The sequence below is a fragment of the Burkholderia sp. 22088 genome, assembly GCF_052045915.1.
Classification (GTDB): Bacteria; Pseudomonadota; Gammaproteobacteria; order Burkholderiales; family Burkholderiaceae; genus Burkholderia; species Burkholderia cepacia.
Window position 1 is genome coordinate 104,303 of sequence record NZ_JBQEPY010000022.1, and the last position, 25,369, is coordinate 129,671.

23 protein-coding genes are annotated in these 25,369 nt (G+C 68.1%); 6 read left to right on the top strand and 17 right to left on the bottom strand.

The window, feature by feature from the left end:
* Positions 1 to 91: 91 nt before the first annotated feature.
* The 8 genes from ACTJLD_RS34415 to mltG all read right to left on the bottom strand — a co-directional run bounded on the left by ACTJLD_RS34415 (position 92) and on the right by mltG (position 7,390).
* Positions 92 to 1,267, bottom strand: a complete 1,176-nt coding sequence (locus ACTJLD_RS34415; protein WP_440660944.1) for an AAA family ATPase — start codon at positions 1,265 to 1,267, stop codon at positions 92 to 94.
* A 22-nt stretch (positions 1,268 to 1,289) separates the two neighbouring features.
* A complete protein-coding gene (locus ACTJLD_RS34420) occupies positions 1,290 to 2,462 on the bottom strand; it encodes a mechanosensitive ion channel family protein (protein WP_440660946.1) in 1,173 nt (390 codons plus the stop codon).
* A gap of 89 nt (positions 2,463 to 2,551) precedes the next feature.
* Positions 2,552 to 2,908, bottom strand: coding sequence for a Rap1a/Tai family immunity protein (locus ACTJLD_RS34425; RefSeq protein WP_006485939.1), 357 nt, complete (start codon positions 2,906 to 2,908; stop codon positions 2,552 to 2,554).
* 119 nt (positions 2,909 to 3,027) lie between these two features.
* Positions 3,028 to 3,738 (bottom strand): ankyrin repeat domain-containing protein, encoded by a 711-nt coding sequence (locus tag ACTJLD_RS34430; RefSeq protein ID WP_027787182.1) that lies wholly within the window; start codon positions 3,736 to 3,738, stop codon positions 3,028 to 3,030.
* 43 nt (positions 3,739 to 3,781) lie between these two features.
* Entirely contained in the window at positions 3,782 to 4,561 is a 780-nt protein-coding gene (locus ACTJLD_RS34435) for a TatD family hydrolase (protein ID WP_124672079.1), read from the bottom strand.
* A 141-nt stretch (positions 4,562 to 4,702) separates the two neighbouring features.
* Positions 4,703 to 5,731: a DNA polymerase III subunit delta' gene (locus ACTJLD_RS34440; protein WP_021162646.1), complete on the bottom strand. Its 1,029-nt coding sequence runs from the start codon at positions 5,729 to 5,731 to the stop codon at positions 4,703 to 4,705.
* 19 nt (positions 5,732 to 5,750) lie between these two features.
* A complete protein-coding gene (gene tmk / locus ACTJLD_RS34445; RefSeq protein WP_027787179.1) occupies positions 5,751 to 6,371 on the bottom strand; it encodes a dTMP kinase in 621 nt (206 codons plus the stop codon).
* Entirely contained in the window at positions 6,371 to 7,390 is a 1,020-nt protein-coding gene (gene mltG, locus ACTJLD_RS34450) for an endolytic transglycosylase MltG (protein WP_440660949.1), read from the bottom strand. The genes tmk and mltG overlap by 1 nt, the downstream gene beginning before the upstream one ends.
* A gap of 77 nt (positions 7,391 to 7,467) precedes the next feature.
* Between mltG and ygfZ the strand changes: the two genes are divergently transcribed.
* Positions 7,468 to 8,502, top strand: a complete 1,035-nt coding sequence (ygfZ, locus tag ACTJLD_RS34455) for a CAF17-like 4Fe-4S cluster assembly/insertion protein YgfZ (protein ID WP_334003564.1) — start codon at positions 7,468 to 7,470, stop codon at positions 8,500 to 8,502.
* Between the two features lie 76 nt (positions 8,503 to 8,578).
* Complete coding sequence (locus ACTJLD_RS34460; protein ID WP_060084278.1) at positions 8,579 to 9,424, top strand: NRDE family protein; 846 nt, start codon at positions 8,579 to 8,581, stop codon at positions 9,422 to 9,424.
* A 20-nt stretch (positions 9,425 to 9,444) separates the two neighbouring features.
* Here the strand turns inward: ACTJLD_RS34460 and ACTJLD_RS34465 are convergent, their stop codons facing one another.
* The 4 genes from ACTJLD_RS34465 to ACTJLD_RS34480 form a co-directional block, all read right to left on the bottom strand.
* Positions 9,445 to 9,885, bottom strand: coding sequence for a GNAT family N-acetyltransferase (locus ACTJLD_RS34465; RefSeq protein WP_060084279.1), 441 nt, complete (start codon positions 9,883 to 9,885; stop codon positions 9,445 to 9,447).
* A 37-nt stretch (positions 9,886 to 9,922) separates the two neighbouring features.
* Positions 9,923 to 10,882 (bottom strand): alpha/beta hydrolase, encoded by a 960-nt coding sequence (locus ACTJLD_RS34470; RefSeq protein ID WP_440660952.1) that lies wholly within the window; start codon positions 10,880 to 10,882, stop codon positions 9,923 to 9,925.
* Between the two features lie 190 nt (positions 10,883 to 11,072).
* On the bottom strand, positions 11,073 to 11,552 hold the full coding sequence (locus tag ACTJLD_RS34475; RefSeq protein WP_011352338.1) for a PaaI family thioesterase: 480 nt from the start codon (positions 11,550 to 11,552) through the stop codon (positions 11,073 to 11,075).
* Positions 11,549 to 11,863 carry a Dabb family protein gene (locus ACTJLD_RS34480; RefSeq protein ID WP_027787175.1) on the bottom strand — a complete coding sequence of 105 codons (315 nt, stop codon included), beginning with the start codon at positions 11,861 to 11,863 and terminating at the stop codon, positions 11,549 to 11,551. The genes ACTJLD_RS34475 and ACTJLD_RS34480 overlap by 4 nt, the downstream gene beginning before the upstream one ends.
* Before the next feature lie 872 nt (positions 11,864 to 12,735).
* On the opposite strand from ACTJLD_RS34480, the gene ACTJLD_RS34485 reads away from it, so the two are divergent.
* Positions 12,736 to 14,877, top strand: coding sequence for a hypothetical protein (locus tag ACTJLD_RS34485; protein WP_440660953.1), 2,142 nt, complete (start codon positions 12,736 to 12,738; stop codon positions 14,875 to 14,877).
* Positions 14,878 to 15,023: 146 nt separating this feature from the next.
* Here the strand turns inward: ACTJLD_RS34485 and ACTJLD_RS34490 are convergent, their stop codons facing one another.
* From ACTJLD_RS34490 to ACTJLD_RS34510, 5 genes are all read right to left on the bottom strand, one after another.
* Positions 15,024 to 16,424: a GGDEF domain-containing protein gene (locus tag ACTJLD_RS34490; RefSeq protein ID WP_027787173.1), complete on the bottom strand. Its 1,401-nt coding sequence runs from the start codon at positions 16,422 to 16,424 to the stop codon at positions 15,024 to 15,026.
* A gap of 264 nt (positions 16,425 to 16,688) precedes the next feature.
* Positions 16,689 to 17,867 carry an acetyl-CoA C-acyltransferase gene (locus tag ACTJLD_RS34495; protein ID WP_059553275.1) on the bottom strand — a complete coding sequence of 393 codons (1,179 nt, stop codon included), beginning with the start codon at positions 17,865 to 17,867 and terminating at the stop codon, positions 16,689 to 16,691.
* Positions 17,868 to 17,916: 49 nt separating this feature from the next.
* Entirely contained in the window at positions 17,917 to 18,549 is a 633-nt protein-coding gene (gene pncA, locus ACTJLD_RS34500) for a bifunctional nicotinamidase/pyrazinamidase (protein ID WP_060067674.1), read from the bottom strand.
* Between the two features lie 40 nt (positions 18,550 to 18,589).
* A complete protein-coding gene (locus ACTJLD_RS34505) occupies positions 18,590 to 20,674 on the bottom strand; it encodes a 3-hydroxyacyl-CoA dehydrogenase NAD-binding domain-containing protein (RefSeq protein WP_027787170.1) in 2,085 nt (694 codons plus the stop codon).
* 201 nt (positions 20,675 to 20,875) lie between these two features.
* Positions 20,876 to 22,519, bottom strand: coding sequence for a 3-(methylthio)propionyl-CoA ligase (locus ACTJLD_RS34510; RefSeq protein ID WP_059708046.1), 1,644 nt, complete (start codon positions 22,517 to 22,519; stop codon positions 20,876 to 20,878).
* 151 nt (positions 22,520 to 22,670) lie between these two features.
* On the opposite strand from ACTJLD_RS34510, the gene ACTJLD_RS34515 reads away from it, so the two are divergent.
* The 3 genes from ACTJLD_RS34515 (at position 22,671) to ACTJLD_RS34525 (ending at position 25,369) form a co-directional block, all read left to right on the top strand.
* The gene (locus tag ACTJLD_RS34515; RefSeq protein ID WP_440660956.1) at positions 22,671 to 24,239 is read left to right on the top strand and encodes a protein adenylyltransferase SelO; all 1,569 of its coding nucleotides are present in this window, start codon (positions 22,671 to 22,673) and stop codon (positions 24,237 to 24,239) included.
* A 44-nt stretch (positions 24,240 to 24,283) separates the two neighbouring features.
* Positions 24,284 to 24,715 carry a peptide-methionine (R)-S-oxide reductase MsrB gene (gene msrB, locus ACTJLD_RS34520; protein ID WP_021163396.1) on the top strand — a complete coding sequence of 144 codons (432 nt, stop codon included), beginning with the start codon at positions 24,284 to 24,286 and terminating at the stop codon, positions 24,713 to 24,715.
* 123 nt (positions 24,716 to 24,838) lie between these two features.
* On the top strand, positions 24,839 to 25,369 hold the full coding sequence (locus tag ACTJLD_RS34525; RefSeq protein WP_011352350.1) for a septation protein A: 531 nt from the start codon (positions 24,839 to 24,841) through the stop codon (positions 25,367 to 25,369).

A 25,369-nucleotide genomic window follows, 5' to 3' on the forward strand; every position in this document is an offset into this window, starting at 1 on the left:
GGGTGTTGTTACAGGCAGGATACATTCCGCCTGCCATGCCGATATGGCCCCCGACACGACGATCGCCCCCGAACGCACGCCGCGCCGCCCGTCAGCGCGACGGCCACTTCCATGGCGGCAGGTCGCGTGTGTCCGCGTCGACGAGCCCCGTCGCGCCGAGCTGCTTGTCGAGCACCAGCGATTCGCAGCCGGCCTCGCGCTCGAGCGTCGCGATGAGCCGCGCCGCGTGCGACACGACCAGCACCTGCGAACGCTGCGCCGCCTGCGCGATCAAGCGGCCGAGCGCCGGCAGCAGATCGGGGTGCAGGCTGGTTTCGGGTTCGTTCAGCACCATCAGCGCCGGCGGCCGCGGTGTCAGCAGTGCCGCCGCGAGCAGCAGGTAACGCAGCGTGCCGTCCGACAGCTCGGCCGCCGCGAGCGGCCGCAGCAGCCCCGGCTGGCGCATCAGCACGTCAAAGCGGCCACGGCCGCCCGGATTGTCGATCTCGACCGACGCGCCCGGAAATGCGTCGTCGATCGCCGCATCGAGTGCAGCGCCGTCGCCGATTTCGCGAATCGTCTGCAGCGCGGCGGCCAGATCGGCGCCGTCGTCCGCGAGCACCGGCGTATGGGTGCCGACGTGCGACTGCCGCGCGGGTGCCTGCGCATCGGTGCGGAAATGGTCGTAGAAGCGCCACGAACGGATCCGTTCGCGCACCGCGATCATTTCCGGCGCACCGGTCGGGTCGGCGAACTCGGTCATCATGCTGTCGAAGCTCGCCACCGGCTGCGGAATCGTCTGCCAGTCGCCGGTCGCGTTGCGCGCGCGGATCTGCGCGCCCTGCCGGTCGACCAGCAGCGTCGACGGGCGCAGCACCGCGCCGCCCCAGATGCACTCGCGCTTGACGACCGGATCGAGCGAGAACTGCGAGCGGCTCGGAATCGGCATGCCGAGATCGATCGAATAACCGAAATCGTCGCAGGCGAAACCGAGCTTCAGGCTCACGGGCCCCTTGCGCACCGTGCCGGTGACCGGCGCGTCGCCGTCCAGCATCGCCCGCGAGAAACGCTCGGGGCCGGCCCACAGCGTCGACGGCAACCCGCCTTCGCGCGCGAGGGACGGGATCACCCGCCCCTGTGCGGTGTCGGCGAGCAGCCGCAGCGCGCGGTACACGCTCGACTTGCCGCTGCCGTTCGGCCCCGTGACGACGTTGAGCGCCGCGAGCGGCACGATCAGCTCGCGCAGCGAGCGGTAATTGGCGATGGCAAGCGTTTTCAGCACGGTCATGACGATGGCGGGCGAGCCGCGTTCAGCGGCCTTCGACGGCCTGCGGGTCGGCCGCGGTGTTGGCCGCCGTACTGGCGGCAGGGGCGCGCGCATGCGGCCGTTCGGGATTCGGCGCATCCGGCGCGGAATCGTGCGGATACAGTTCCATCCGGCTGCGCGGCAGGCATTGCGGATAGCGGTCCTGCAGATAGGCGATCAACCCTTCGCGCACGCGGCAGCGCAGGTCCCAGCACGACGACGAGTCGGCCGCGCTGACGAGCGCGCGCAACTGCATCGTGCGCTCCGTCGCGTCGGTCACCTGCAGCACCTGCACGCGGCCGTCCCACTCGGGCGCCGCATGGACGAGCCGCGCGAGTTCCTCGCGCAGCGGCGCGAGCGGCGTACGGTAATCGACCGACAGGTAAACCGTGCCGATGATCTCCGAGCTGCTGCGCGTCCAGTTCGTGAACGGGTTCTCGATGATCCATTGCAGCGGCACGACGAGGCGCCGCTGGTCCCACAGCCGCACCGACACGAACGAACCGGTGATTTCCTCGATGCGCCCCCACTCGCCCTGGATCACGACCACGTCGTCGAGCCGGATCGGCTGCGTGAGCGCGATCTGCAGCCCGGCGATCAGGTTGCCGAGCACCGGCCGCGCGGCGATACCGGCGACCAGGCCCGCGACGCCGGCCGACGCCAGCAGGCTCGCGCCCACCTGGCGCACGTTCGGGAACGTCATCAGCGCGGCGCCGGTGCCGATGATCACGATCAGCACCATCACGGTCCGCACGAGCACCTTGGCCTGCGTATGGATGCGCCGCGCCTGGAGGTTGTCGGCCGTATCGATCGGATGGGCCCGGATGATCGCGTCGCCGACGCCGGCCGCGAGCCGCACCAGCAGCCACGTGAGCGACACGATCGAGCCGACCGCGGCCGCGGTGCGCATGCCGCGCACGAACGACATGCCGTCGTCCGCCTGGACCCACACGAACTCGAGCGCCAGCAGCGCAAGCACGACGAGCGACGGCTTGTCGATGTAGCGCAGGATCGCGCTCATCAGCGGATACGGCTGCGCGAGGCGCTTGACGATGCGTGCGCCGAGGCGGTGCACGACCGTGACGACCAGCATGACGATGACCGACACGGCCAGCGTGCCGAGCCACGAATGCAGCGGCGCATCGGCGATGCGCTGCAGTTCCTCGATTGAAATCATCGGCGCCCTTGGGTGATGAGGCGTGCACGCCTCGTCCTGGATGCGTCGGCGACGTCCGGGCCACGCGCGTGCCCGGACACGGCGTCAGATCAGTTGCCGCTCCTGCAGGGAAACGCCTTGCCGAGACCGAGCGACACCGCGGTGCTCGCGTTGTAGTCGGCCAGCTTCGGATTTTCCGCGATGTACTTGCGCACCGCGTCGGTCATCTGCTGCGCCCGGATGTCGGGCGGCAGGCAGAAATACTGGCCGACCCGCGGCCCCGTCGTGCCGCCGATCGCATCGATGGTGTTGTAGACGCCGTCGGCGGCGCCTTCGATGTAGGCCGCGCACGACGCCCGCGACTTGACGTCCGTCTTCGCGCACAGCCGGTCGAGATCCGCGCCCGTGAAAGCCGCCGCCGACAACGGCACGGCAAACGCCGCGGCACAAAACATTGCGCGCAACATGGTGTTCCTTATGTCAATGCGGCCCGAGACCGCCTGCTGCCCTGGCCGGCGCGGCACCGGGATGCCCTGCTCCGGCCGGCATCCGGCCGGGCGGGCACCGTCTGCCGCACCGAAAACCGTTATTTTGCACTCTTTTGCGCGTCTGCCGGCGTCGACGCCCCGATGCGCGTCGTCCGCTTGCTCAGGATCTCGATCGCGTCCGGCGCGTTGTAGTGCTTCGCGAATTCGAGCGCGGTGATGCCGAGCTGGTTCTTCACCTGCGGATCGGCGCCCTGGTCGAGCAGCAGCGTCACCGTCGACGCATGGTTGCCGCGTGCGGCCATCATCAGCGGCGTCGTGCCGTTCGGCGATGCGGTATCGATATACGCGTCGTGGTCGAGCAGCAGCTTCACGACCGCGTCCTGGCCGTTGGTGGCCGCGTAGTGCAGCGGCGCCCAGCCCTTCTTGCTGACTTCCGCGCCCTTGTCGACCAGCAGCTTCGCAAGGCCGAGGTCGCCGTTCAGCGAGGCGAGCATCAGCGCGGTTTCGCCGGCCTTGTCTTCCTTCTCGAGGTCGACGTTCGGCGTCGTGGCGAGCGCCGCCGCGACCTTGTCGGACTTCTCGCGCGCGGCGATCACGATCAGCGGGTCGCCATTCGGCGCGATCGTGTTCGGGTCGAGCTTGCCGCTCTTGAGCTGCTTGCCGATGTCGGCGATGTCGTCGAACTTGACGGCCTTGACGATCGCGTCGAGCGATTCGGCATGCGCGCCGGCTGCCGCGAACAGGCCGCTCGCGACGAGCGCGGCGGCAACGAGTGCACGTTTCGGCAGATGGTTGGTCGGCTTCGTCATTGTTGTGGGCTCCTTCCCTGGGTTGTCGGCTGCGCGCACGTCGTTAGCGGGCGATCTTGAACAGCCGGAAAAAGTTCTGCGTCGTCGCGTCGGCCAGTGCCTCGACGGCGATCCCGCGCTCGGACGCGATAAAGCGTCCGACATGGCTGACGTACGCAGGTTCATTCGGCTTGCCGCGATACGGCACCGGCGCGAGGTACGGCGAGTCGGTCTCGATCAGCAGCCGGTCGAGCGGCACGCGCCGTGCGACGTCCTGCACGTCGGTCGCGTTCTTGAACGTGACGATGCCCGACAGCGAGATATGGAAGTTCTGCGCGAGCGCCTGCTCGGCCACCGGCCACGGCTCGGTGAAGCAGTGCATCACGCCGCCCGGCACGTCCGCGCGCTCCTCGGCCATGATCCGCAGCGTGTCCTCCGACGACGAGCGCGTGTGGATGATCAGCGGCTTCATCGTCGCGGTCGCCGCGCGGATGTGCGTGCGAAAGCGTTCGCGCTGCCATTCCATGTCGGCGATCGAGCGGCCTTCGAGGCGGTAGTAGTCGAGGCCCGTTTCGCCGATCGCGACGACCTTCGGGTGCGCGGCCAGCTCGACGAGCTCCGCGAATGTCGGCTCGCGCGCGTCCTCGTGATCGGGATGCACGCCGACCGACGCATAGACGTTGTCGTGCGCGTCCGCGATCGCAAGGACCTCCGGCAGCGTCTCGAAATCGACGGACACGCACAGTGCGTGCGTGACGTCGTGCTCGCGCATGTTCTCGAGCACGGCCGGCAGGCGGTCGGCCAGGCCCTTGAAATTGATATGGCAGTGAGAGTCGACGAACATCGTGTTTCCTGAATTCGTAAGGCGCGCGCTCATGCGCGCGCCGGCATACGGCAACGGGCGGCGTTCGCGGGCCGGCCGGCCACGGTCGCGTCGCGGTGTGAGCCGGTCATCGTTTCGCAACCCACGGGAAACAATGCCGGATCACGCGAAGATTTCCCGGTACCCGAGAAACAATTCCTCGAATACGAGCCGCGCGTTGAGCGGATGATTCTCGACCGTCCGCTGCCGCGTCACGGCCTTCATGAAACGCGCGAACGCGTTCGCATCGACCGCTTCCGCGCACCGCGCGAGCGCCGCCGCATGCATCGGGAAGTAGCGCGGCGCGCCCGCCATCCGCTGCGCGAGCAGGTCGTACAGCCAGCGCTGCAGCCAGCCGAGCACCAGCGGCACCGGCAGTTTCTGCAGCGTCTCGCCGCACGCGAACGGGTCGCATGCCGCACCGGCCGCGAGCTGCCCGAGCGTGTAGTCGCGCAGCGGGCGGTTCTCGTCGCTCGCGAGCGCCAGCGCGGCGAGCGGCGCGCCGCCGGCCTCGGCGAGCAGCGCGTCCGCATGCTCGACGCCCTGCGCCGCGAGCCAGGCCGCGGCCGCGTCGGGCGCCGGCACGGTCATCGGCCACTGCCGGCAGCGGCTGATGATCGTCGGCAGCAGGCGGTCGATACGCGCCGACACGAGCAGGAACACGACGCCGGACGGCGGCTCCTCCAGCGTTTTCAGCAGCGCGTTCGACGCGGCGACGTTGAGCGCCTCGGCCGGATACAGCACGACGACGCGCGCGCCGCCGCGGTGCGAACCGACCCCGCAGAAGTCGAGCAGCGCGCGCACCTGCTCGATCTTGATTTCCTTGCTCGGCGCACGGGTCTTCTTGCCGCCTTCGTCCGCGTCGGCCGCTTTCGGGTCGTCCGCGGCGCCCGGCGCCTCGCCCGCCAGCGCCTCGGGCAGCACGATCCGGTAGTCCGGATGGTTACCCTGCGAGAACCACGTGCAGGCCGCGCAGGCGCCGCACGGCTCGCCGTTCGGCTGCGGCGATTCGCACAGGAAGCCCTGCGCGAGATGCTGCGCGAACTGCAGCTTGCCGATCCCGGCCTGGCCGTGCAGCAGCAGCGCGTGCGGCCATTGCGCACGCAGTTGCTGCAGGCGGTTCCAGTCGTCGGTCTGCCACGGATAGATCATGTGGTGCGTTCCTTGCGAATTACAGCGCGGCGAGCACGCGCTCGAGCTGCTGGCGAATCTCGGGAATCGTCCGCGTCGCGTCGACGATCGCGAAACGGTGCGGCGCCTCTTCCGCACGCCGCAGGTATTCGCCGCGCGTGCGCGCGAAGAACGCGTCGGATTCGCTTTCGAACTTGTCGGGCATGCGCGCGGCGCCGCGCCGCTCGCTCGCGACCTGGGGCGCGACGTCGAACAGCACCGTCAGGTCGGGCTGGAAGCCGCCCTGCACCCAGCGCTCGAGCGTCTCGAGCTTGTCGCGCGGCAGCCCGCGGCCGCCGCCCTGGTACGCGAACGTCGCATCGGTGAAGCGATCGGACACGACCCAGTCGCCGCGCGCGAGCGCCGGCTCGATCACGAGCGCGAGATGCTCGCGACGCGCGGCGAACATCAGCAGCGCTTCCGTCTCGAGATCCATCGGCTGGTTCAGCAGGATCTCGCGCAGTTTCTCGCCGAGCTGCGTGCCGCCCGGCTCGCGGGTGACGACGACCTGCCGGCCGGCCGCGGCCAGCTTGCCCTGGAGGCGTTCGCAGAACCATTGCAGGTGGGTGGTCTTCCCCGCCCCGTCGATGCCTTCGAACGTGATGAATTTACCGCTCGCCATTATTGACCTCGTATGTACTTGTCCACGGCCTTGTTGTGGTCGCCGAGCGTGTCCGAGAACACGCTCGTGCCATCGCCTTTCGCGACGAAATAGAGCGCGCTCGTCTGGGCCGGATTGATCGCTGCCTGCAGCGCGGCGACGCCCGGCAACGCGATCGGCGTCGGCGGCAGCCCGCGTCGGGTGTAGGTATTGTAAGGAGTGTCGGCCTGCAGGTCGCGCTTGCGCAGGCGGCCGTCGTACGCGTCGCCGAGCCCGTAGATCACCGACGGATCGGTCTGCAGCGGCATGCCGATGCGCAGCCGGTTCGCGAACACGGCCGCGACGAACGCGCGATCGGCCGCATGGCCCGTTTCCTTTTCGACGATCGACGCGATCGTCAGCGCTTCGTAAGGCGTCTTGTACGGCAGGCCCGGCACGCGCTCGGCCCAGGCCTCGTCGAGACGCGTCTGCATCAGATGGTATGCGCGCCGATAGATGTTCAGGTCGCTCGTGCCCTTGTCGAACAGGTAGGTATCGGGGAAGAACAGCCCCTCGCCGCTGCCGCGTTGCACTGCGTTGTCCGACGCGCCGATCGCGCGCAGCAGCTCGGCGTCGCTCATGCCGGCCGTCGAGTGGGCAAGATCGGGGTTCGCATCGAGTTCCGCGCGCATCCGCTTGAAGGTCCAGCCTTCGATGACCGTCGCGACGTATTCGTTCACGTCGCCGCGCGCGATCTTCTGGAGTACCTCGTACGGCGTGATGCCGGTCTTGAATTCGTAGTTGCCGGACTTGAGCCGGCTCGACAGCCCGAGCACGCGCGTCATCGCGACGAAGCCGAGCGGCTCGACCGGCACGCCGCCGCGCCTGAGCTGCAGCGCGACGCTCTTCACGCTGCTGCGCGGCTTGATCGTGACGTCGAGCGATGCGGAACCCAGCAGCAGCGGCCGGGTTGCCCAGTAATACCCGCCGCCCGCGCCGGCAGCGGCCACAACGACGGCCAGCGCCACGATCGTCGCGGCGCATTTCTTCAGTAGGGACATGGAAACGTGACTCAGGTAAGACCCATATAATACTTGCTCGCCTTCGTCAAAGTCAGGGTTGACTGTTCCCTCATTCCATGAGCACACCGTTCGCTTCACCGGCTGCCCAGGCCGCACCTGCCTCGCTCCCCGTTTTTCCCCGCCCGTCCGCCACCGATTTCGACGCGCCGGGCGCCTGCATGCCGCTGCCGCAGTTCGGCGTGATCGACGTGGCCGGCGACGACGCCGCGACGTTCCTGCACAGCCAGCTCACCAACGACATCGAGCATCTCGACGCCGCGAGCGCGCGGCTGTCCGGCTATTGCTCGCCGAAGGGGCGCCTCCTCGGGTCGTTCCTCGCGTGGCGCGCCGGCCACGGCGTGCGCCTGCTGGTGTCGAAGGACGTGCAGCCCGCCGTGCAGAAGCGGCTGTCGATGTTCGTGCTGCGCGCGAAGGCGAAACTGACGGACGCGAGCGACACGCTCGCGGTGGTCGGCTTCGCGGGCGACGTGCGCGACGTGCTGTCGGGCATCTTCGACGCGCTGCCGGACGGCGTGCACGTGAAGGTCGACGGCCCGGCCGGCACGCTGATCCGCGTGCCCGATGCAGCCGGCCGCAAGCGCTATCTGTGGATCGGCCCGCGTGCGGAAGTCGACGCGCGCGTCGCCGCGCTCAGCGGTACGCTGCCGGTCGTGTCGCCGGCCGTATGGGACTGGCTCGACATCCGCGCGGGCGAACCGCGCATCACACAGCCTGCCGTCGAACAGTTCGTGCCGCAGATGGTCAACTTCGACGTGATCGGCGCCGTTAACTTTCGCAAGGGATGCTACCCGGGCCAGGAAATCGTCGCACGCAGCCAGTACCGCGGCACGATCAAGCGCCGCACGGCGCTCGCGCACGTCGCCGGCGAGACCGATACCGTGCATGCCGGCGTCGAGCTGTTCCACAGCGACGATCCCGGCCAGCCGTGCGGGATGATCGTCAACGCGGCGGCCGCGCCCGCGGGCGGCGTCGACGCGCTCGTCGAGATCAAGCTCGCCGCGCTCGACAACGGCACGGTGCACCTCGGTTCGGCCGACGGCCCGGTGCTCGCGTTCGACGCGCTGCCGTACGCATGGCCGACGGAAGCGTGACGCACTGACAACCCGTTCGTGCGCCGGCTCGCGAGTCGCAGCCGGCGCCCGATGTTTCCTGCGAGAGATTCGCCCGATGTGTCTGATTGCCTTCGACTGGCAGCCCGATGCCGCCGCCGGTCCCGTCTTTACCCTCACCGCCAACCGCGACGAGTTCTTTCGCCGGACGAGCGCGCCGGTTTCGTGGTGGGAAGATGTCCCGGGCGTACTGGCCGGCCGCGATCTCGAAGCGGGCGGCACGTGGCTCGGCGTCTCGCGCGACGGCCGGTTCGCCGCGCTGACGAACTACCGCGCGCCGTTCGACATCCGCGCCGGCGCGCCGACCCGCGGCAAGCTCGTGTCCGATTTCCTCGGCGGCCCGTCCGTTGCGCCGCTCGACTATCTCGGGCGGCTGGCCGAGCATGCGGCCGTCTACAACGGCTTCAACCTGCTCGTCGGCGACTGGAGGCGGCGCGAACTCGCGTGGTTCTGCAATCGTGCGCCCGAAGGCGAAAGCGGTGTCGCCGCCCCCGTCGCGATCGCGCCCGGCGTGCATGCGCTGTCGAATGCGCGGCTCGATACGCCCTGGCCGAAAGTGGTGCGCAAACGCGCGGAGCTCGGCACGCTGCTCACCGACAATCCGACCCCGTCGCTCGACGACCTGATCGCGTTGATGCGCGACCCGCATGTCGCGGCCGACGACGCGCTGCCGCACACGGGCATTCCGATCGAGCGCGAGCGCGCGCTGTCGGCCGCGTTCATCGAGACGCCCGAATACGGCACGCGCGGCACGACCGCGCTGCGCGTCACGATGAAGGAAGGCGTGCGGCTCACGGTCGAGATCAAGGAGCGCTGCGACGACGACGGTTCGCACCGTACCGTGCGGCCGGGTTCGTTCGAGCGCGCGTTCACGTTCGACCTCGACGCGACCCCGCCGCGCTGAGCACGCGTGCGGGCGCCGTGCTACGGCGCGCGCGCCATCTCGACGTGCGGCACGCCGGCTTCGACGAACGGTTCACCGACCGCCGTGAAGCCGTGCCGCAAGTAGAACGACACGGCCGAATCCTGCGCATAGAGCCGCACGACGATTTCGCCGCGGCGCCGCGCCGCGTCCAGCAGCGCGTCCAATACGGCCGACCCGACGCCCTGGCCGCGTGCATCGGCCAGCACCGCGACGCGGCCGATCGTGCCCGACGGCAGCAGCCGCCCCGTCGCGACCGCGCGGCGCACGCCGGTCGCGGCATCGACCCGGTACGCCACCGCGTGGAGCGACAGCGGATCGTCGTCGTCGAGCTCCCATTCCGGCGGAATCTGCTGCTCGCGCACGAACACCGCGTCGCGGATCCGCGCGGCGTCGCCGCCCAGCACCGTCCAGTCGCCCGTTTCCACCACGCCGTCCGTCATCGCAGCCCTCCACGCGGCGCGCGCGCCGCCAATGCCGTCAAACGTCGTCGAATGCGGCCTTCAGTGCCGCGACCGCGTCGGCATGCGCGGCCCGCACCTCGGGGATGTAGCCGCCCATCTTGAAGAATTCGTGGATCATCCCCGGATAGCAGACCAGCGTGACCGCATTGCCCGCCGCACGCAACTTCTCTGCATACGCGGCACCCTCATCGCTCAGCGGATCGTATTCGGCCGTCGCGATCCACGCCGGCGCGACGCCCGCGAACGACGGCGCATCGCGCGTGCCGTCAAGCGGCGCGAAACGCCAGTCGTCGCGGTCCGACCGATCGCGCACGTATTGCGTGAAGAACCACTGGATCGTGTCCTGCGTCAGCAAGTAGCCGTTCGCGAGCCGTGCGTGCGATCCGGTGTCCTGGTAGCCCGTCACGCCCGGATAGATCAGCATCTGCAGCGCGAGGCGAATGCCCGCATCGCGCGCGAGCACCGCGCAGACGGTCGCGAGCGTGCCGCCCGCGCTGTCGCCGCCGACGGCCAGCCGTTCGGCATCGATGCCGAACGTGGCGGCCTCGCGATGCAGCCATTGCAACGCGTCGTCGGCGTCGTTCACCGCGGTCGGGAACCGGTGCTCCGGCGCGAGCCGGTAGCCGACCGACAGCACCGCACACTGCACGTCGTGCGCGAACATCCGGCACAACGCGTCGTGCGTATCGACGCTGCCGACCGTGAAACCGCCGCCGTGGTAGTACACGAGCGCAGGCAGCGGCTCCGCGAGGCTCGGCGCGACCGGCAGGTACAGCCGCGCGCCGATCGTGCGGCCATCGCGCGTCGGGACCACGCACTCCTCGACCGAATGCATCGGCGCCGGTGCGACGTCGAGGATCGGCGCGCTCTTCTCGTACGCGGCGCGCGCCTGCTGCGGCGTCTGGTGATGGTAGGACGGACGTTTCGCGCGCTCGATCATGTCGAGCACCTGGGCGATTTTCGGATTCAGCGGCATCGATAAGGACGGCGCCGGTGCGACGCCGTGAACGGACAAGCGTCACATGATGCCACGCCCTCGTCGTGCAGGCGCGGTGCGCAATCCCGGCCCTCCCTCGGCCTGCCGTGAACGCGTTCGACGGCACACCTGCGCCGTGAACAACAAAACGGCCCTGCCGGCAAAGCGGCAGGGCCGTGCGTTCCGGCGCTTACGCGTCGCTCGGGCCGGGCTGGGCGTCCGGCGCCGTGCGCGAGCGTTGCCGCTTGATGTCGCGGCCCACCGCGAGCCGCCGCATGTACTTGAACGTGCCGAGCGCCTTCGCGACGAAATTGCCGTCGCTGTCGCGCACTTCGCCTTCGCAGTAGGCCATCGTCGTCGAACGATGCATCACGCGCCCGTAAGCGCGCAACTCGCCGCGTCCCGGCTGCATGAAGTTCACCTTCATCTCGACCGTCACGACGCCGACGCCGTCGTCGGTCAGGCTGCGCGCGGCCATCGCGAGAGCGATGTCCGCGAGCGTCATCGTCACGCCGCCGTGCGCGATGCTCCACGTGTTCATGTGCCGCTCTTCGAGCGGCAGCACGAGCTCGCTCGCCCCGTCCTTCGCGGACACGAGCTGCACGCCGAGCAGGTCGACGAACGGGCTTTCGATCGACGGGCCGTCCGTCGGGGTTGCCGCGTCGCTCATCGTGCGCTGTCGACGATGTAGTCGACGCATTCGCGCGACTCGGCCACCGCGACGACGAATTTCTTCACTTCCTGGTGAACCGGGTGCACCTGGTAGGCATCGAGCGCGGCCTTGTCCGCGAAATCGGACACGAGCACGATGTCGGCGGTCGCGTCGAGGCCGGGCGTTGCCACGCCGACGTCGATCTGCAGCGTGCCCGGCACGAGGTCGCGGCAGCCTTCGAGCTTTTCCTTCAGCTTCAGCGCGTTCTGCGCGCGCGTCGCGCCTTCGGCCGATTCTTTCAACTTCCACATGACGATATGTCGGATCACTTCGGTTGCTCCTGTTCGTTGGTGTTCACGATGCGGGCTCGGCCCGCATCGTGGCCGGCCGGGTGATGCCCGGCCGGTCGTCTGCCCGCTTCGCTTGCACGCGGTCGCGGCAACGGGGGGAAAACGCGTATCGAATCGGCTGTCGTCCGGCCTTTCCGGCGACGATACGCGCATTTTCACCGCGTCGCTCACCGACGGCGCGATCCGCGCAAGCGGCGGCAATCGCCAAGCCTACCAAACTTGAACGCTCCGATGGAACGATCGCGCAGCCTTCCATTGAATCGCGGGAACGCGGCTTGCCCGGCTTCGCGCGCGCCGCTTCGGCGCAGGCCTGCATGCCTCGGCAATCGCCCGCGCAAACTCGACGATTCAATTCCGGCACGACAGCAATCGGCAAAATGAAACGTCATTGCCGATTATTTATTCACCGAATATCCGAATTCCAATACCCGCCTTCATTAAATTGCATAATTTACCGACTCAATGAGTAATAGTTACGATCGCCTTTTCGCAAAACAGCCTGAAATCAGGAAAACGTCATTGACTTCGATTCTTCCGAAAATTTAGAATCCCCTACAGCGGCTTACGATTGATTTTCTCCCGCCGCACACAAGCCGGCACGCACCTGCACGAACGCCGTCCGCCTTGCCTTTTCTCGCTTCACGTCGGGGCGGCGTCCCTTGCCGTTTCAGCTTTCGGCATTTATCGCCTGTTTGCCGATTTCCTGCTCGATTCACTCACCGCAACAGCATCACATCCTGATTAACACCCGGCATTCACTCGAATGCCCGCGACACGGTACCAAACGGACAACAGATCCGTCATTCGACCATCCCGATAAAAAATCGCCAGTCATCAGGAGGGACATCAACATGCATCGCCTTGTGAAGTCGCTGTGCCTCGGAATCATCTGCGCCGGCCTGCTCGCGGCCTGCAACGACGACAACGTCGAATCGAACAGCCCGCCGTCGAACAACGCCGCGCTGTCGTTCCGTATGGACGCCGGCGGCCAGATCAACGCGTTCTACCGGCAGGACAAGGTCGCCGCGCACCTGCTGGTGCGTTCATCGACGAAACCGCGCCTGCTCGTGGTCTTCCCCGCCGGCAACAGCGGCACGGGGCTGTGGTTCGACGACACCCCGCAGCCGGTGAACTGGAGCCTCGACACACCGCCGTCCGCGCTGTCGGCACCCGACGCGCACGGCCGCCCGCTGTACGGCATCGGCGCCGACGTGTCGGTGGACACCGGCACGCTGACGATCCGCCAGGGCGTGCTCAGCAACGTGCGCTTCCTGCGCGACTTCAACGGCGGCGCAACGATTCCGCAACAGATTCTCGCCGCGCCGACGGTCCAGGGCAGCGCCGCGCAATGGCAACGCGACCGGATCGACGGCGCGCCCGGCTATTCGCTGCGCATCACGTTGCGCGACGGCGGCAGCATCGTGCCGGCTGCGGGCGGCAAGCTCGTCCTGAGCGCACCGGCGGGCTCGCACACGCTGCGGCTGCATGTCGATGCGCTGTCGGGCGAGACGCCGTTGTCGCCGATCACGCGCGCCGACCTGCTCGCGCCGTCGGTGAACCCCGACCCCGTGAGCCAGAACGTGCTCGAATTCCTGAGCTTCCACGACAAGCTGCTGGCGGGCTCGTGGCAGTACGACACCTACTTCGGCCGCGACACGCTGATCTCGGTTCGCATGCTGATGCCCGTGCTCGAACCCGCGGCGATCGAGGCCGGCCTGTCGTCGGTGCTGAGCCGGCTGTCGGCCGACGGCAAGGTCGCGCACGAGGAAGGCATCGGCGAGTTCGCACTCGTCGACAACCAGAAGAACGGGAAACCGAACGATCCGACGCCGTCCTACGACTACAAGATGATCGACAGCGACTACCTGCTCGCGCCGATCGCGGCCGCGTGGCTGATCGACGATACGCGCGGCCAGGCGCGTGCGGCTGCGTATCTGGCCCAGCGCGGCAGCGACGGGCAGACCAACGGCGCCCGCCTGGTCGTCAACCTGCTGCACGTCGCGACCACCGCGCAGCCGTTCGCGCAGCAGCCGTCGGTCGCGAACCTGATCCACCTGCGGCCCGGCGAGATCGTCGGTAACTGGCGCGACAGCACCGACGGGCTCGGCGGCGGCGTCTACCCGTACGACGTGAACGCGGTGCTCGTGCCGGCCGCGTTGCGCGCGGCGAACGCGTTCCTCACGCGCGGCCTGCTCGATCCGTACCTGGATGCCGGACAGCGCGCGACGCTCGCCAATACGGCTAACCAGGCGGCCACATGGGAAACGCAGGCGCCGCCACTGTTCCAGGTCAGCGTGCCGGCCGCGCAAGCGACCGCCGACGTGTCGGCCTATGCGCCGTCCGCCGGCGTGCCGGCCGGTGCCGTGCCTGGCGCACCGCTGGCCTTCTACGCGCTGTCGCTCGATCAGCAGGGCAATCCGATTCCGGTGATGAACTCCGATGGCGGCTTCGCGTTGCTGTTCGGCACACCGCCGGACGACCAGCTCCAGCGGATCGTCGCCGACGTCACGCGGCCGTTCCCGACCGGGCTCGTGACCGATGCCGGCATGCTGATCGCGAACCCTGCGTATGCGAGCCAGGCACTGTGGCCGAAATTTACGAGTTCCGCGTATCACGGCACGGTGATCTGGTCGTGGCAGCAGGCGATGTGGGTGGCCGGGCTCGATCGCCAGCTCGCGCGCCAGGACCTGTCGGCCGCGACCCGCACGCTGCTCGCGCAGGCGCGGCAGACGATCTGGCAGGTGATCTCGAACGGGCGCGACATGCGGACGTCGGAGATGTGGACGTGGTCCTACGTGAACGGCAAGTACCAGACCGACGCGTTCGGCACGCGCAGCGCCGATGCGACCGAAGCCAACGCGGCACAGCTCTGGAGTACGACGTATCTCGCGATCCGCGATCCGCAGCAGCGCGCGGGCAAGTACTGGTGGCAGGCGTCGCGGCAGATGCAGGACGCGCAGCCGGAAAACGCGGCGGCCCTGGCATCGCGCTAGCTGCGTATCGCCCGTCGCATGCCGACCGGGCATGCCGAAGCCCCGGGTACGTTACCTCGCCCGGGGCTTGGGCAGAAACCGAAACGATCGACACGCCTTCGGCACGGCCGCGTTGCCGAACGTCCCGCGTGCCGCGCCACCCCGCGTCACCGCGACACGACGCGGTTTCGCCCTTCCCGCTTCGCCTGGTACAACCGTTCGTCGACCACGCGCAGCAACGCGTCGACCGTGCTGCCGTCGACCCCGTATTGCGCGACGCCGACACTGACCGTCACCTGCACGCGCTTGAAATCGAGCCCGAACGGCGAGCTCGCGATCGACGAGCGCACGCGCTCGGCCGTCATCCGCGCGCCTTCGAGCGGCATCTCGGGCAGCAGCGCCATGAACTCCTCGCCGCCGACCCGCGCGAGCCCGCCGGCCGGCCGGATAGCGTCGAGGCACTGACGCACGACGCCGCGCAGCACCTCGTCGCCGATCTGGTGCCCGTACGCATCGTTGATGTTCTTGAAATTGTCGAGATCGAGTGCGAGCAGACAGAACGGCGTGCCGTCGCGCTCGGCCCGCACCATCTCGCGCTCGACCTGCGCGATGAACTGCCGGCGGTTCGACGCGCCCGTCATCGGATCGGTCGCGGCCATGTATTCGAGCTTCTGGTTCGTGCGCCGCAGTTCCTGCAGCGCGCTCTCGGTGCGCGCCATCGATTCCGACAGCCGGCTCATCAGGTCTTCCTGGCTATAGATCGCCGAGAACGAGCGCGTCGTCTGCAGCGCCTGCACGACACCGTAGCTGAGCAGGAAGAAGCCGCCCGCGAAAATCGCGTGCGCGAGCCACCACATGTGATTCCACGGCTTGCCGAGAATGAACGCCAGCGACGACAGCGCAAACGCCATGATCGACACGCCGTAGATCACCATCAGCGGCGAGCGGATCCGCCGCGCGAGCAGCACGGCGACGTTCAGCAGCGAGAACACGAGCGCGCCGCCTTCCATCGACAGCCGCGTGCCCGGCGCGCCCGCGACCGGCGAATACGCGATGTACGCCACGACGACGTTGACGATCACGAAGAACACGATCCACGGCAGCCACGTGCGCACGCTCGTGCGCTTGTCGAAGCGATCGGGCGGACGGGCATAGGACAGCAGGCCCGTGAGCAGCAGGATCGACATCACGAGCCGCGACGCGGGCCCGTACAGCAGGAACAGCCAGATATTGTGATGCGCCATCCCGGTGAACGCACCGTGCAGCGCGTAGATCATCGCGAAGCCGAGAAAGCCGAGTGTCAGCCAGCGCAGCAGCGGTTCGCCGGACGACCGGTAGCACACCCACGTCACGTAGGTAACGAACCCGCCCTCGAGGGTCGCGGCCGCGATCGCGATTTCATGGAACGCGTGGTTCTCGAACACCGCGTGCGGGTCGCTGAAGAACCACAGATAGGCGATCAGATAGGCGGGCAGCAACGCGAATCCGACCAGCAGGCATTTCGCGTAGAGCCTCGCGGCCGCGCTGACGACGCGCGGCGGTTCCCCGGCTGCATAGGTCGTACTCATTCGGTCCCCGGTCGGTCTGCTGCGTTGGTTCGAACCTTCGCGGCACGGATCGTGCGACGCACGATCCGGCCCATCGTGCCGAAAGGCAAATGTCAGAGCAAGTATAGGTGGGGCAAATTGTTTGACAAGTAAGGGGAAACGGCATTGCCCGGCGCATGCCTTTTGCTTCCCGATTGTTTCGAATGGCGGTTCAGTCGCGCCGATTCGCATCGCGGCCGCCTGCCTCGCCGAAGCGAAGCCGCGGCCGCCACCACCCGCCAAAGATCAGAGGATTTCGAACAGGCCGGCCGCGCCCTGCCCGCCGCCGATGCACATCGTGACGACCACGTACTTCACGCCGCGCCGCTTGCCTTCGATCAGCGCGTGGCCCGTCAGGCGCGCGCCCGATACGCCGTACGGATGGCCGACCGCGATCGCGCCGCCGTTCACGTTCAGGCGATCCTCAGGAATACCGAGCGTGTCGCGGCAGTACAGCACCTGCACCGCGAACGCTTCGTTCAGTTCCCACAGGCCGATATCGTCGACCTTCAGCCCCGCCTGCTTCAGCAGCTTGGGCACCGCGAACACGGGGCCGATGCCCATCTCGTCCGGCTCGCAGCCCGCCACCGCGAAACCGCGGAATGCGCCGAGCGGCTGCAGCCCTTCGCGCTGCGCGGCGTCGGCGCTCATGACGACGCAGGCCGACGCGCCGTCCGAGAACTGGCTGGCGTTGCCGGCGGTGATCACGCCGCCGGGCACGGCCGACCGGATCTTCGACACGCCTTCGAGCGTCGTGTCCGGGCGGATCCCTTCGTCGGCCGATACCGTCACTTCCTTCGTGAACAGACGGCCCGTGGCCTTGTCGGCGATGCCCGCGAGCACCGTGATCGGCACGATCTCGTCGCGAAAGCGTCCGGCTTCCTGCGCGGCCGCGGCACGCAGTTGCGACTGCACGCCGTACTCGTCCTGCCGCTCCTTCGAGATGCCGTAGCGCTTCGCGACGTTCTCGGCCGTCTGCAGCATGTTCCAGTAGATCTCGGGCTTGTGCTGCGCGAGCCAGCCTTCCTGGATCATGTGGTGGTTCATCTCGTTCTGCACGCACGAGATCGATTCGACGCCGCCCGCGACGTACACCTCGCCTTCGCCCGCGATGATCCGCTGCGCGGCCAGCGCGATGGTCTGCAGCCCCGACGAGCAGAAGCGGTTCACCGTCATCCCCGGCACGCTCACGGGCAGCCCCGCGCGCAAGGCGATCTGCCGCGCGATGTTCGCGCCGGTCGCGCCTTCGGGGTTCGCGCACCCCATGATCACGTCCTCGACGCGCGCGGGGTCGAGCTTCGCGCGTTCGAGCGCGGCCGCGACCACGTGGCCGCCGAGCGTCGCGCCGTGCGTCATGTTGAAAGCACCGCGCCAGGATTTCGCCAGCGGCGTGCGGGCGGTCGATACGATTACGGCTTCGGTCATGCGAGTCTCCTTCGGTCCTGCTTCATGTCCTGCATCGAATGGGAATGCGCTACGCCGCCGGGCGCGCGCCCGCGGACGTCACATGCGCGACGCCCGCTGCCTGCATCTGCTGCCATGCGTGGGCGAGCGACCCGTTCAGGTCGATCGCGCGGCACGCATCGTTGATCACCGCGGCGTCGAAACCGGCCGCACGTGCGTCGAGCGCCGACCACGCGACGCAATAGTCGGTCGCGAGCCCGCAGCACCACACGCGCTTCGCGCCGAGCTCGCGCAGATAGCCCGCGAGCCCCGTGCGCGTCGTGCGATCCGCTTCGACGAACGCGGAATAGCTGTCGACCTGCGCGTCGCCGCCCTTGCGGATGACGAGCCGCGCATGCGGGATGTCGAGGTCGCGATGCAGCGCCGCGCCGTCGGTGTCCTGCACGCAGTGCACGGGCCACAGCACCTGCTCGCCGTACGGCAGCGCGAGCGTGGAGAACGGTTCGCGACCCGGATGGTTCGCCGCGAACGACACGTGCTCGCGCGGGTGCCAGTCCTGCGTCAGCACGACCTGGTCGAAGCGCTGCGCCAGCGCGTTGATCACCGGCACGACCGCGTCGCCGTCGGGCACCGCGAGCGCGCCGCCCGGCATGAAGTCGTATTGCACGTCGATCACGAGCAGTACGTCGTCGGTGTGTCTCATTGCGTTTCTCCGGGTGTTCGTCGCGCCGCGATCCGGCGCGTCAGCCGTTGAACCCGCGGCCGGCCTTCGCGAGCTCGGCGATCGACGGCGCGAGCTGCCATGCGTCGCCGTTCGGCGCGGCCGCGTAGCGGCGAATCGCGCGCTCGACGTTGTAGAGGCCGACCACGTCCGCGTACAGCATCGGGCCGCCGCGCCACAGCGGGAAGCCATAGCCGGTCAGGTAGACCATGTCGATGTCGGACGCCTTCGACGCGATCTTCTCCTCGAGGATCTTCGCGCCTTCGTTCACCAGCGCGAACACGAGCCGCTCGACGATCTCGTCGTCGCCGATCTTGCGCCGCTCGACGCCGCGCTCCTTCGAATACGCGACGACCATCTCGTCGACGAGCGACGACGGCTTTGCCTTGCGCTCGCCCGGCACGTAGTCGTACCAGCCGGCGCCCGTCTTCTGGCCGAAGCGGCCCTGCTCGCACAGGCGGTCGGCGATCTTCGAGTACTGCAGGCCGGGCTGCTCGACATAGCGGCGCTTGCGGATCGCCCAGCCGATGTCGTTGCCGGCGAGGTCGCTCATCCGGAACGGACCCATCGCGAAACCGAATTTCTCGATCGCGCGATCGACCTGCGCGGGCAGCGCGCCTTCCTCGAGCATGAAGAGCGCCTGGCGGATGTACTGCTCGATCATCCGGTTGCCGATGAAGCCGTCGCACACGCCCGACACGACCGCCGTCTTGCGGATCTTCTTCGCCACGGCCATCACGGTGGCGAGCACGTCCTTCGCGGTCTGCGCGCCGCGCACGACCTCGAGCAGCTTCATCACGTTCGCCGGGCTGAAGAAGTGCATGCCGACGACGTCCTGCGGACGCTTCGTGAATGCAGCGATCTTGTCGACGTCGAGCGTCGACGTGTTCGACGCGAGGATCGCGCCCGCCTTCGCGACTTCGTCGAGCTTCCTGAACACCTGCTCCTTCACGCCAAGTTCCTCGAACACGGCCTCGACGATCAGGTCGGCATCCTTCAGGTCGTCGTAGGACAGCGTCGGCGTGATCAGCGCCATGCGCGCGTCGAGCTTCTCCTGCGTGAGCTTGCCCTTCTTCACCTGCGCGTCGTAGTTCTTGCGGATCGTCGCGACGCCGCGCTCGAGCGCTTCCTGTTTCGTTTCGAGCAGCGTGACGGGCAGCCCTGCGTTCACGAAGTTCATCGCGATGCCGCCGCCCATCGTGCCCGCGCCGATCACGCCGACACGGCGAATCTCGCGCAGCGGCGTATCGGACGGCACGTCGGGAATCTTGCTCGCCGCGCGCTCACCGAAAAACGCATGCCGCAGCGCGCGGCTTTCCGGCGTCATCATCAGCGCGACGAAACCCTCGCGCTCGGCGATGCTGCCCTTGTCGAAGCCGTGCAGCACGCCGGCCTCGATCGCGTCGATGCACTTGTGCGGCGCGGGGAAATTCGGTGCGGCGGCCCGGGCCGAGTTGCGCGCGAACTGGATGAAGCCCGCGGCGTTCGCGTGGACGATCTTGCGATCGCGCACGCGCGGATGCGGCCCCTTCTGCGCACCTGCCTTGCGCGCGAACGCGACAGCCGCGTCGAGCAGGTCGCCGTCGGCCATCTCGTCGAACAGCCCGCTCTTCGCAAGTTGCTCCGACGGCACGGGCGCGCCCGACACGATCATGTTCAGTGCGGTTTCGAGCCCCACCGCGCGCGGCAGGCGCTGCGTGCCGCCCGCGCCCGGCAGCAGGCCGAGCTTCACCTCGGGCAGCGCGACCTGCGCGCCGGGTGCCGCGACACGGTAATGCGCGCCGAGCGCGAGCTCGAGGCCACCGCCCATCACGACGCTGTGCAGCGCCGCGACGACGGGCTTCGCACTCGCCTCCACCGCGCGGATCACGGTGTGCAGCGTCGGCTCCTGGAGCGCCTTCGGCGTATTGAATTCGGTGATGTCGGCGCCGCCCGAGAATGCACGTCCTGCGCCGGTCAGCACGATGGCCGTGACCGACGGGTCCTGCGCGGCGCGATCGAGCGCGTCCATGACGCCCTGACGGGTGGACAGGCCGAGCCCGTTGACGGGCGGATTGTTGAGCGTAAGGACGGCCACGCCGTCGCGAGTCGAGTAATCCACTGCCATCTGCCTGCCTCCATGCATCGCGCGCCGGGGTGGCTGCGCTTCATTGTGCGCGGTCGAACAGCCGCATGTCCGGTTGAACGCAGGCAGCATACAACGAAAAAGCACGGTCGTTCAATTTGAATTTTGTTCCCGATCCGGGGACGGATCGGGCGACCGTTTCGCGAACCGCTTGCGGCCCGGGCGCAGACGTTACGGCTCGCGTTACGACTCGCCGACCGCCGTCGGCAACACGTAATCGCGGAATGTCTCGCGCAGCTTCAGCTTCTGCAGCTTGCCGGTCGCGGTGTGCGGCAGCGAGTCGACGAACACGACGTCGTCGGGAATCCACCATTTCGCGACTTTGCCTTCGTAGAACGCGAGCAGCGCGTCACGGTTCAGGTTCGCCCCTTCGCGCGGCACCACGACGAGCAGCGGGCGCTCGGTCCATTTCGGGTGCGCACAGGCGATGCAGGCGGCCTCGGCCACGCCCGGGTGCGCGATCGCGACGTTCTCGATGTCGATCGAGCTGATCCACTCACCGCCCGACTTGATCACGTCCTTGCTGCGGTCGGTGATCTGCAGGAAGCCGTCGGGGTCGATCGTCGCGACGTCGCCGGTCGGGAACCAGCCGTCCGACAGCGGCGACGTATCGCCGCGAAAGTAGTGGTCGATCACCCACGGGCCGCGCACCTGCAGCTCGCCGAACGCGACGCCGTCCCACGGCAGCTCGTGGCCGTCCTCGCCGACGATGCGCATGTCGACGCCGCAGATCACGCGCCCCTGCTTCTCGAGCAGCTTGCGCTGCGCGTCGAGCGGCCGCTGCGACTGCGCCCAGTTGAGCTTCGCGAGCGTGCCGAGCGGCGACAGTTCGGTCATCCCCCAGGCATGGATCACGCGCACGCCGTATTCGTCCTCGAAGGTGCGCAGCATCGCGGGCGGGCACGCGGAGCCGCCGATCACCGTGCGGTTCAGCGTCGAGAAGCGCACACCGGCCTCGCGCATGTAGTTGAGCAGGCCGAGCCACACGGTCGGCACGCCCGCGGAGAACGTCACGCGCTCGGCTTCCATCAGCTCGTACAGCGATTTCCCGTCGAGATCCTTGCCGGGCAGCACGAGCTTGCCGCCCGTGAGCGGCACCGCGTACGGCAGCCCCCACGCGTTGACGTGGAACATCGGCACGACGGGCAGCACCGCGTCCATCGCGGACAGGTTCATCGCGTCCGGCAACGCGGCGCCGTACGCGTGCAGCACGGTCGAGCGGTGCGAATACAGCACGCCCTTCGGGTTGCCGGTCGTGCCCGACGTGTAGCAGAGCCCCGACGCCTGCTGCTCGTCGAGGCGCGGCCAGTCGTAGCGGCCGTCCTCCGCTTCGACAAGCGTTTCGTAGCACAGGAACGGCGTCGTGCCGGACGGCAGATGCGCGGCGTCCGTCATCGCGACCCAGCCCTTCACGTGCGGGCACTGCGGCGCGATCGCATCGACGAGCGGAGCGAAATTGAGGTCGAAGAAGACGTAGCGGTCTTCCGCGTGATTGACGATGTACGCGATCTGCTCGGGGAACAGGCGCGGGTTGATCGTGTGGCACACGGCCCCCATGCCGCCGATCCCGTAATACGCTTCCAGATGCCGGTAGCCGTTCCACGCCAGCGTGCCGACGCGATCGCCGGTTTCGACGCCGAGCCGCGCGAGCGCCTGCGCCAGTTGCTTCGCGCGGCGTTCGCAATCGCGGTACGTGTAGCGATGCAGATCGCCTTCCACGCGCCTCGATACGATCTCCGTGTCGCCGGCATGTCGCGCGGCATGAGAAATCAGCGAGGACACCAGCAACGGCATGTCCATCATCTGGCCCAGCAACGGCTTACCCATCGTCTTGTTCTCCGTGAGGATGCGAATCGGTGACCAGCCTCTGCGGCGCGCCCGTCAGCGGCCCCGGACGGGCGTCGCGCATGGCGCGCGGGCCGCCATGCGGGCGGCGCGGCGCCGCCTTACAATATCGGCTTACCCAGAGGCGCTCAACATGTCGTTTTCCCGAAGCGCAGCCGATACGGCTGACACCCTCCCCGACCTCGCCGCCACGCTCCGCGCGCCCGCCGCCGGCGCGTTCGTCGCGCTCGGCGACGCGTTTCATACGCGGCTGCCGGCCGCGCCGCTTGCCGCGCCGTACGTCGTCGGCTTTTCCGGCGAAGTCGCGCACATGCTCGACCTGCCGCCGTCGCTCGCCGCGCAACCCGGCTTCGCCGAGCTGTTCGCCGGCAACCCGACGCGCGACTGGCCCGCGCACGCGATGCCGTACGCATCGGTGTATTCCGGCCACCAGTTCGGCGTGTGGGCGGGCCAGCTCGGCGACGGCCGCGCGCTGACGATCGGCGAGCGCACCGGCACCGACGGCCGCCGCTACGAATTGCAGCTGAAAGGCAGCGGCCGCACGCCGTATTCGCGGATGGGCGACGGCCGCGCGGTGCTGCGCTCGTCGATCCGCGAATTCCTGTGCTCGGAAGCGATGCATCACCTCGGCATCCCGACCACGCGCGCCCTGACGGTGATCGGTTCCGACCAGCCGGTGGTGCGCGAGGAAATCGAGACGTCGGCCGTCGTCACGCGCGTGTCGGAGAGCTTCGTGCGCTTCGGCCACTTCGAACACTTCTTCTCGAACGATCGCCCCGACCTGCTGCGCCAGCTCGCCGATCACGTGATCGACCGCTTCTATCCGGATTGCCGCCACGCCGACGATCCGTACCTCGCGCTGCTCGAAGCGGCGACGCTGCGCACGGCGGATCTCGTCGCGCAGTGGCAGGCCGTCGGCTTCTGCCACGGCGTGATGAACACCGACAACATGTCGATCCTCGGTGTGACGATCGACTACGGCCCGTTCGGTTTCGTCGATGCGTTCGATGCGAACCACATCTGCAACCACTCGGATACGAACGGCCGCTACGCGTACCGGATGCAGCCGCGCATCGCGCACTGGAACTGCTACTGCCTCGCGCAGGCGCTGCTGCCGCTGATCGGGCTGCAGCACGGCATCGCCGACGACGATGCGCGCGCCGAGCGCGCGGTGGACGACGCGCAGGCCGTGCTTGCGAAATTCCCGGAACGTTTCGGCCCCGCGCTCGAGCGCGCGATGCGCGCGAAGCTCGGCCTCGAGCTCGAGCGCGAGAACGATGCCGACCTCGCGAACAAGCTGCTCGAGACGATGCATGCGAGCCACGCGGATTTCACGCTGACGTTCCGCCGGCTCGCACAGGTCTCGAAGCACGACGCGAGCCGCGACGCACCCGTGCGCGACCTGTTCATCGACCGCGACGCGTTCGATGCGTGGGCGAACCTCTACCGCGCGCGGCTGTCCGAGGAAACGCGCGACGACGCGACACGCGCGGCCGCGATGAATCGCGCGAACCCGAAATACGTGTTGCGCAACCATCTGGCCGAAGTCGCGATCCGGCGCGCGAAGGAAAAGGATTTTTCGGAAGTCGAGCGGCTCGCGCAGATCCTGCGCCGGCCGTTCGACGAACAACCGGAGCATGAAGCGTACGCGGCGTTGCCGCCCGACTGGGCCGGCTCGCTCGAAGTGAGCTGCTCGTCCTGAAGCCCGCAACCCGCGCGTATCGACCGACCGATCAGGAGAACCCCATGTCCCACGATTCCGACGACAAGACCTTCCCGTACCAGAAGGACGACGCCGAGCTGCGCCGGCGGCTCACGCCGATGCAGTACGAAGTCACGCAGCACGCGGCAACCGAGCGTGCGTTCACCGGCGAATACACCGACACCGAAGACGCCGGCATCTACAAGTGCGTCGTCTGCAGCACGCCGCTGTTCGAATCCGGCTCCAAGTTCCACTCGGGCTGCGGCTGGCCCAGCTACTTCAAGCCGCTCAACGGCGAGGTGATCGACGAGAAGGTCGACTACTCGCACGGGATGGTGCGCGTCGAGGTCCGCTGCAACCACTGCGGCGCGCATCTCGGCCACGTCTTCGAGGACGGCCCGCGCGACAAGACCGGTTTGCGCTACTGCATCAATTCGGCTGCGTTAAACTTCGAGTCCCGACCCGAAAACGAATGAGCGGCGCCGGGCGGATCGGCGGGGCATCCCGCGCCGCCGCCCCGATCCGCTCCGGCGGTGCCTGGCGGGTCCCTACAACGGTGAAAGGCCGCGCAAGCGGCCTTTCACGCAGCTGCGAGCGCCATGAAATTCCTGTTCGATCTGTTTCCGATCATCCTGTTTTTTGCCGCCTTCAAGGTCTGGGGCATCTTTACCGCCACCGCCGTCGCGATCGTCGCGACGCTGGCCCAGGTCGCGTGGGTCGCCTTCCGGCACCGGAAGGTCGACACGATGCTGTGGGTCAGCCTGGGCGTGATCGTCGTTTTCGGTGGTGCCACCCTCGTCCTGCACGACGAGAAATTCATTCAATGGAAACCGACTGTGCTGTACTGGCTGTTTGCGATCGGGCTGCTCGCCGCGCGCTATGCGTTCGGCAACAACCTGATCGAGAAGATGATGGGCAAGCAGCTCACGCTGCCGCACCCCGTGTGGGACAAACTGAACGTCGCGTGGGCGCTGTTCTTCGCGGTGCTCGGCGTCGCGAACCTGTACGTGGTGCACAACTTCACCGAGTCGCAATGGGTGAACTTCAAGCTGTTCGGCACGACGGGCGCGATGGTCGTATTCATCATCCTGCAGAGCCTGTGGCTCACGAAATACCTGAAGGACGAGTGA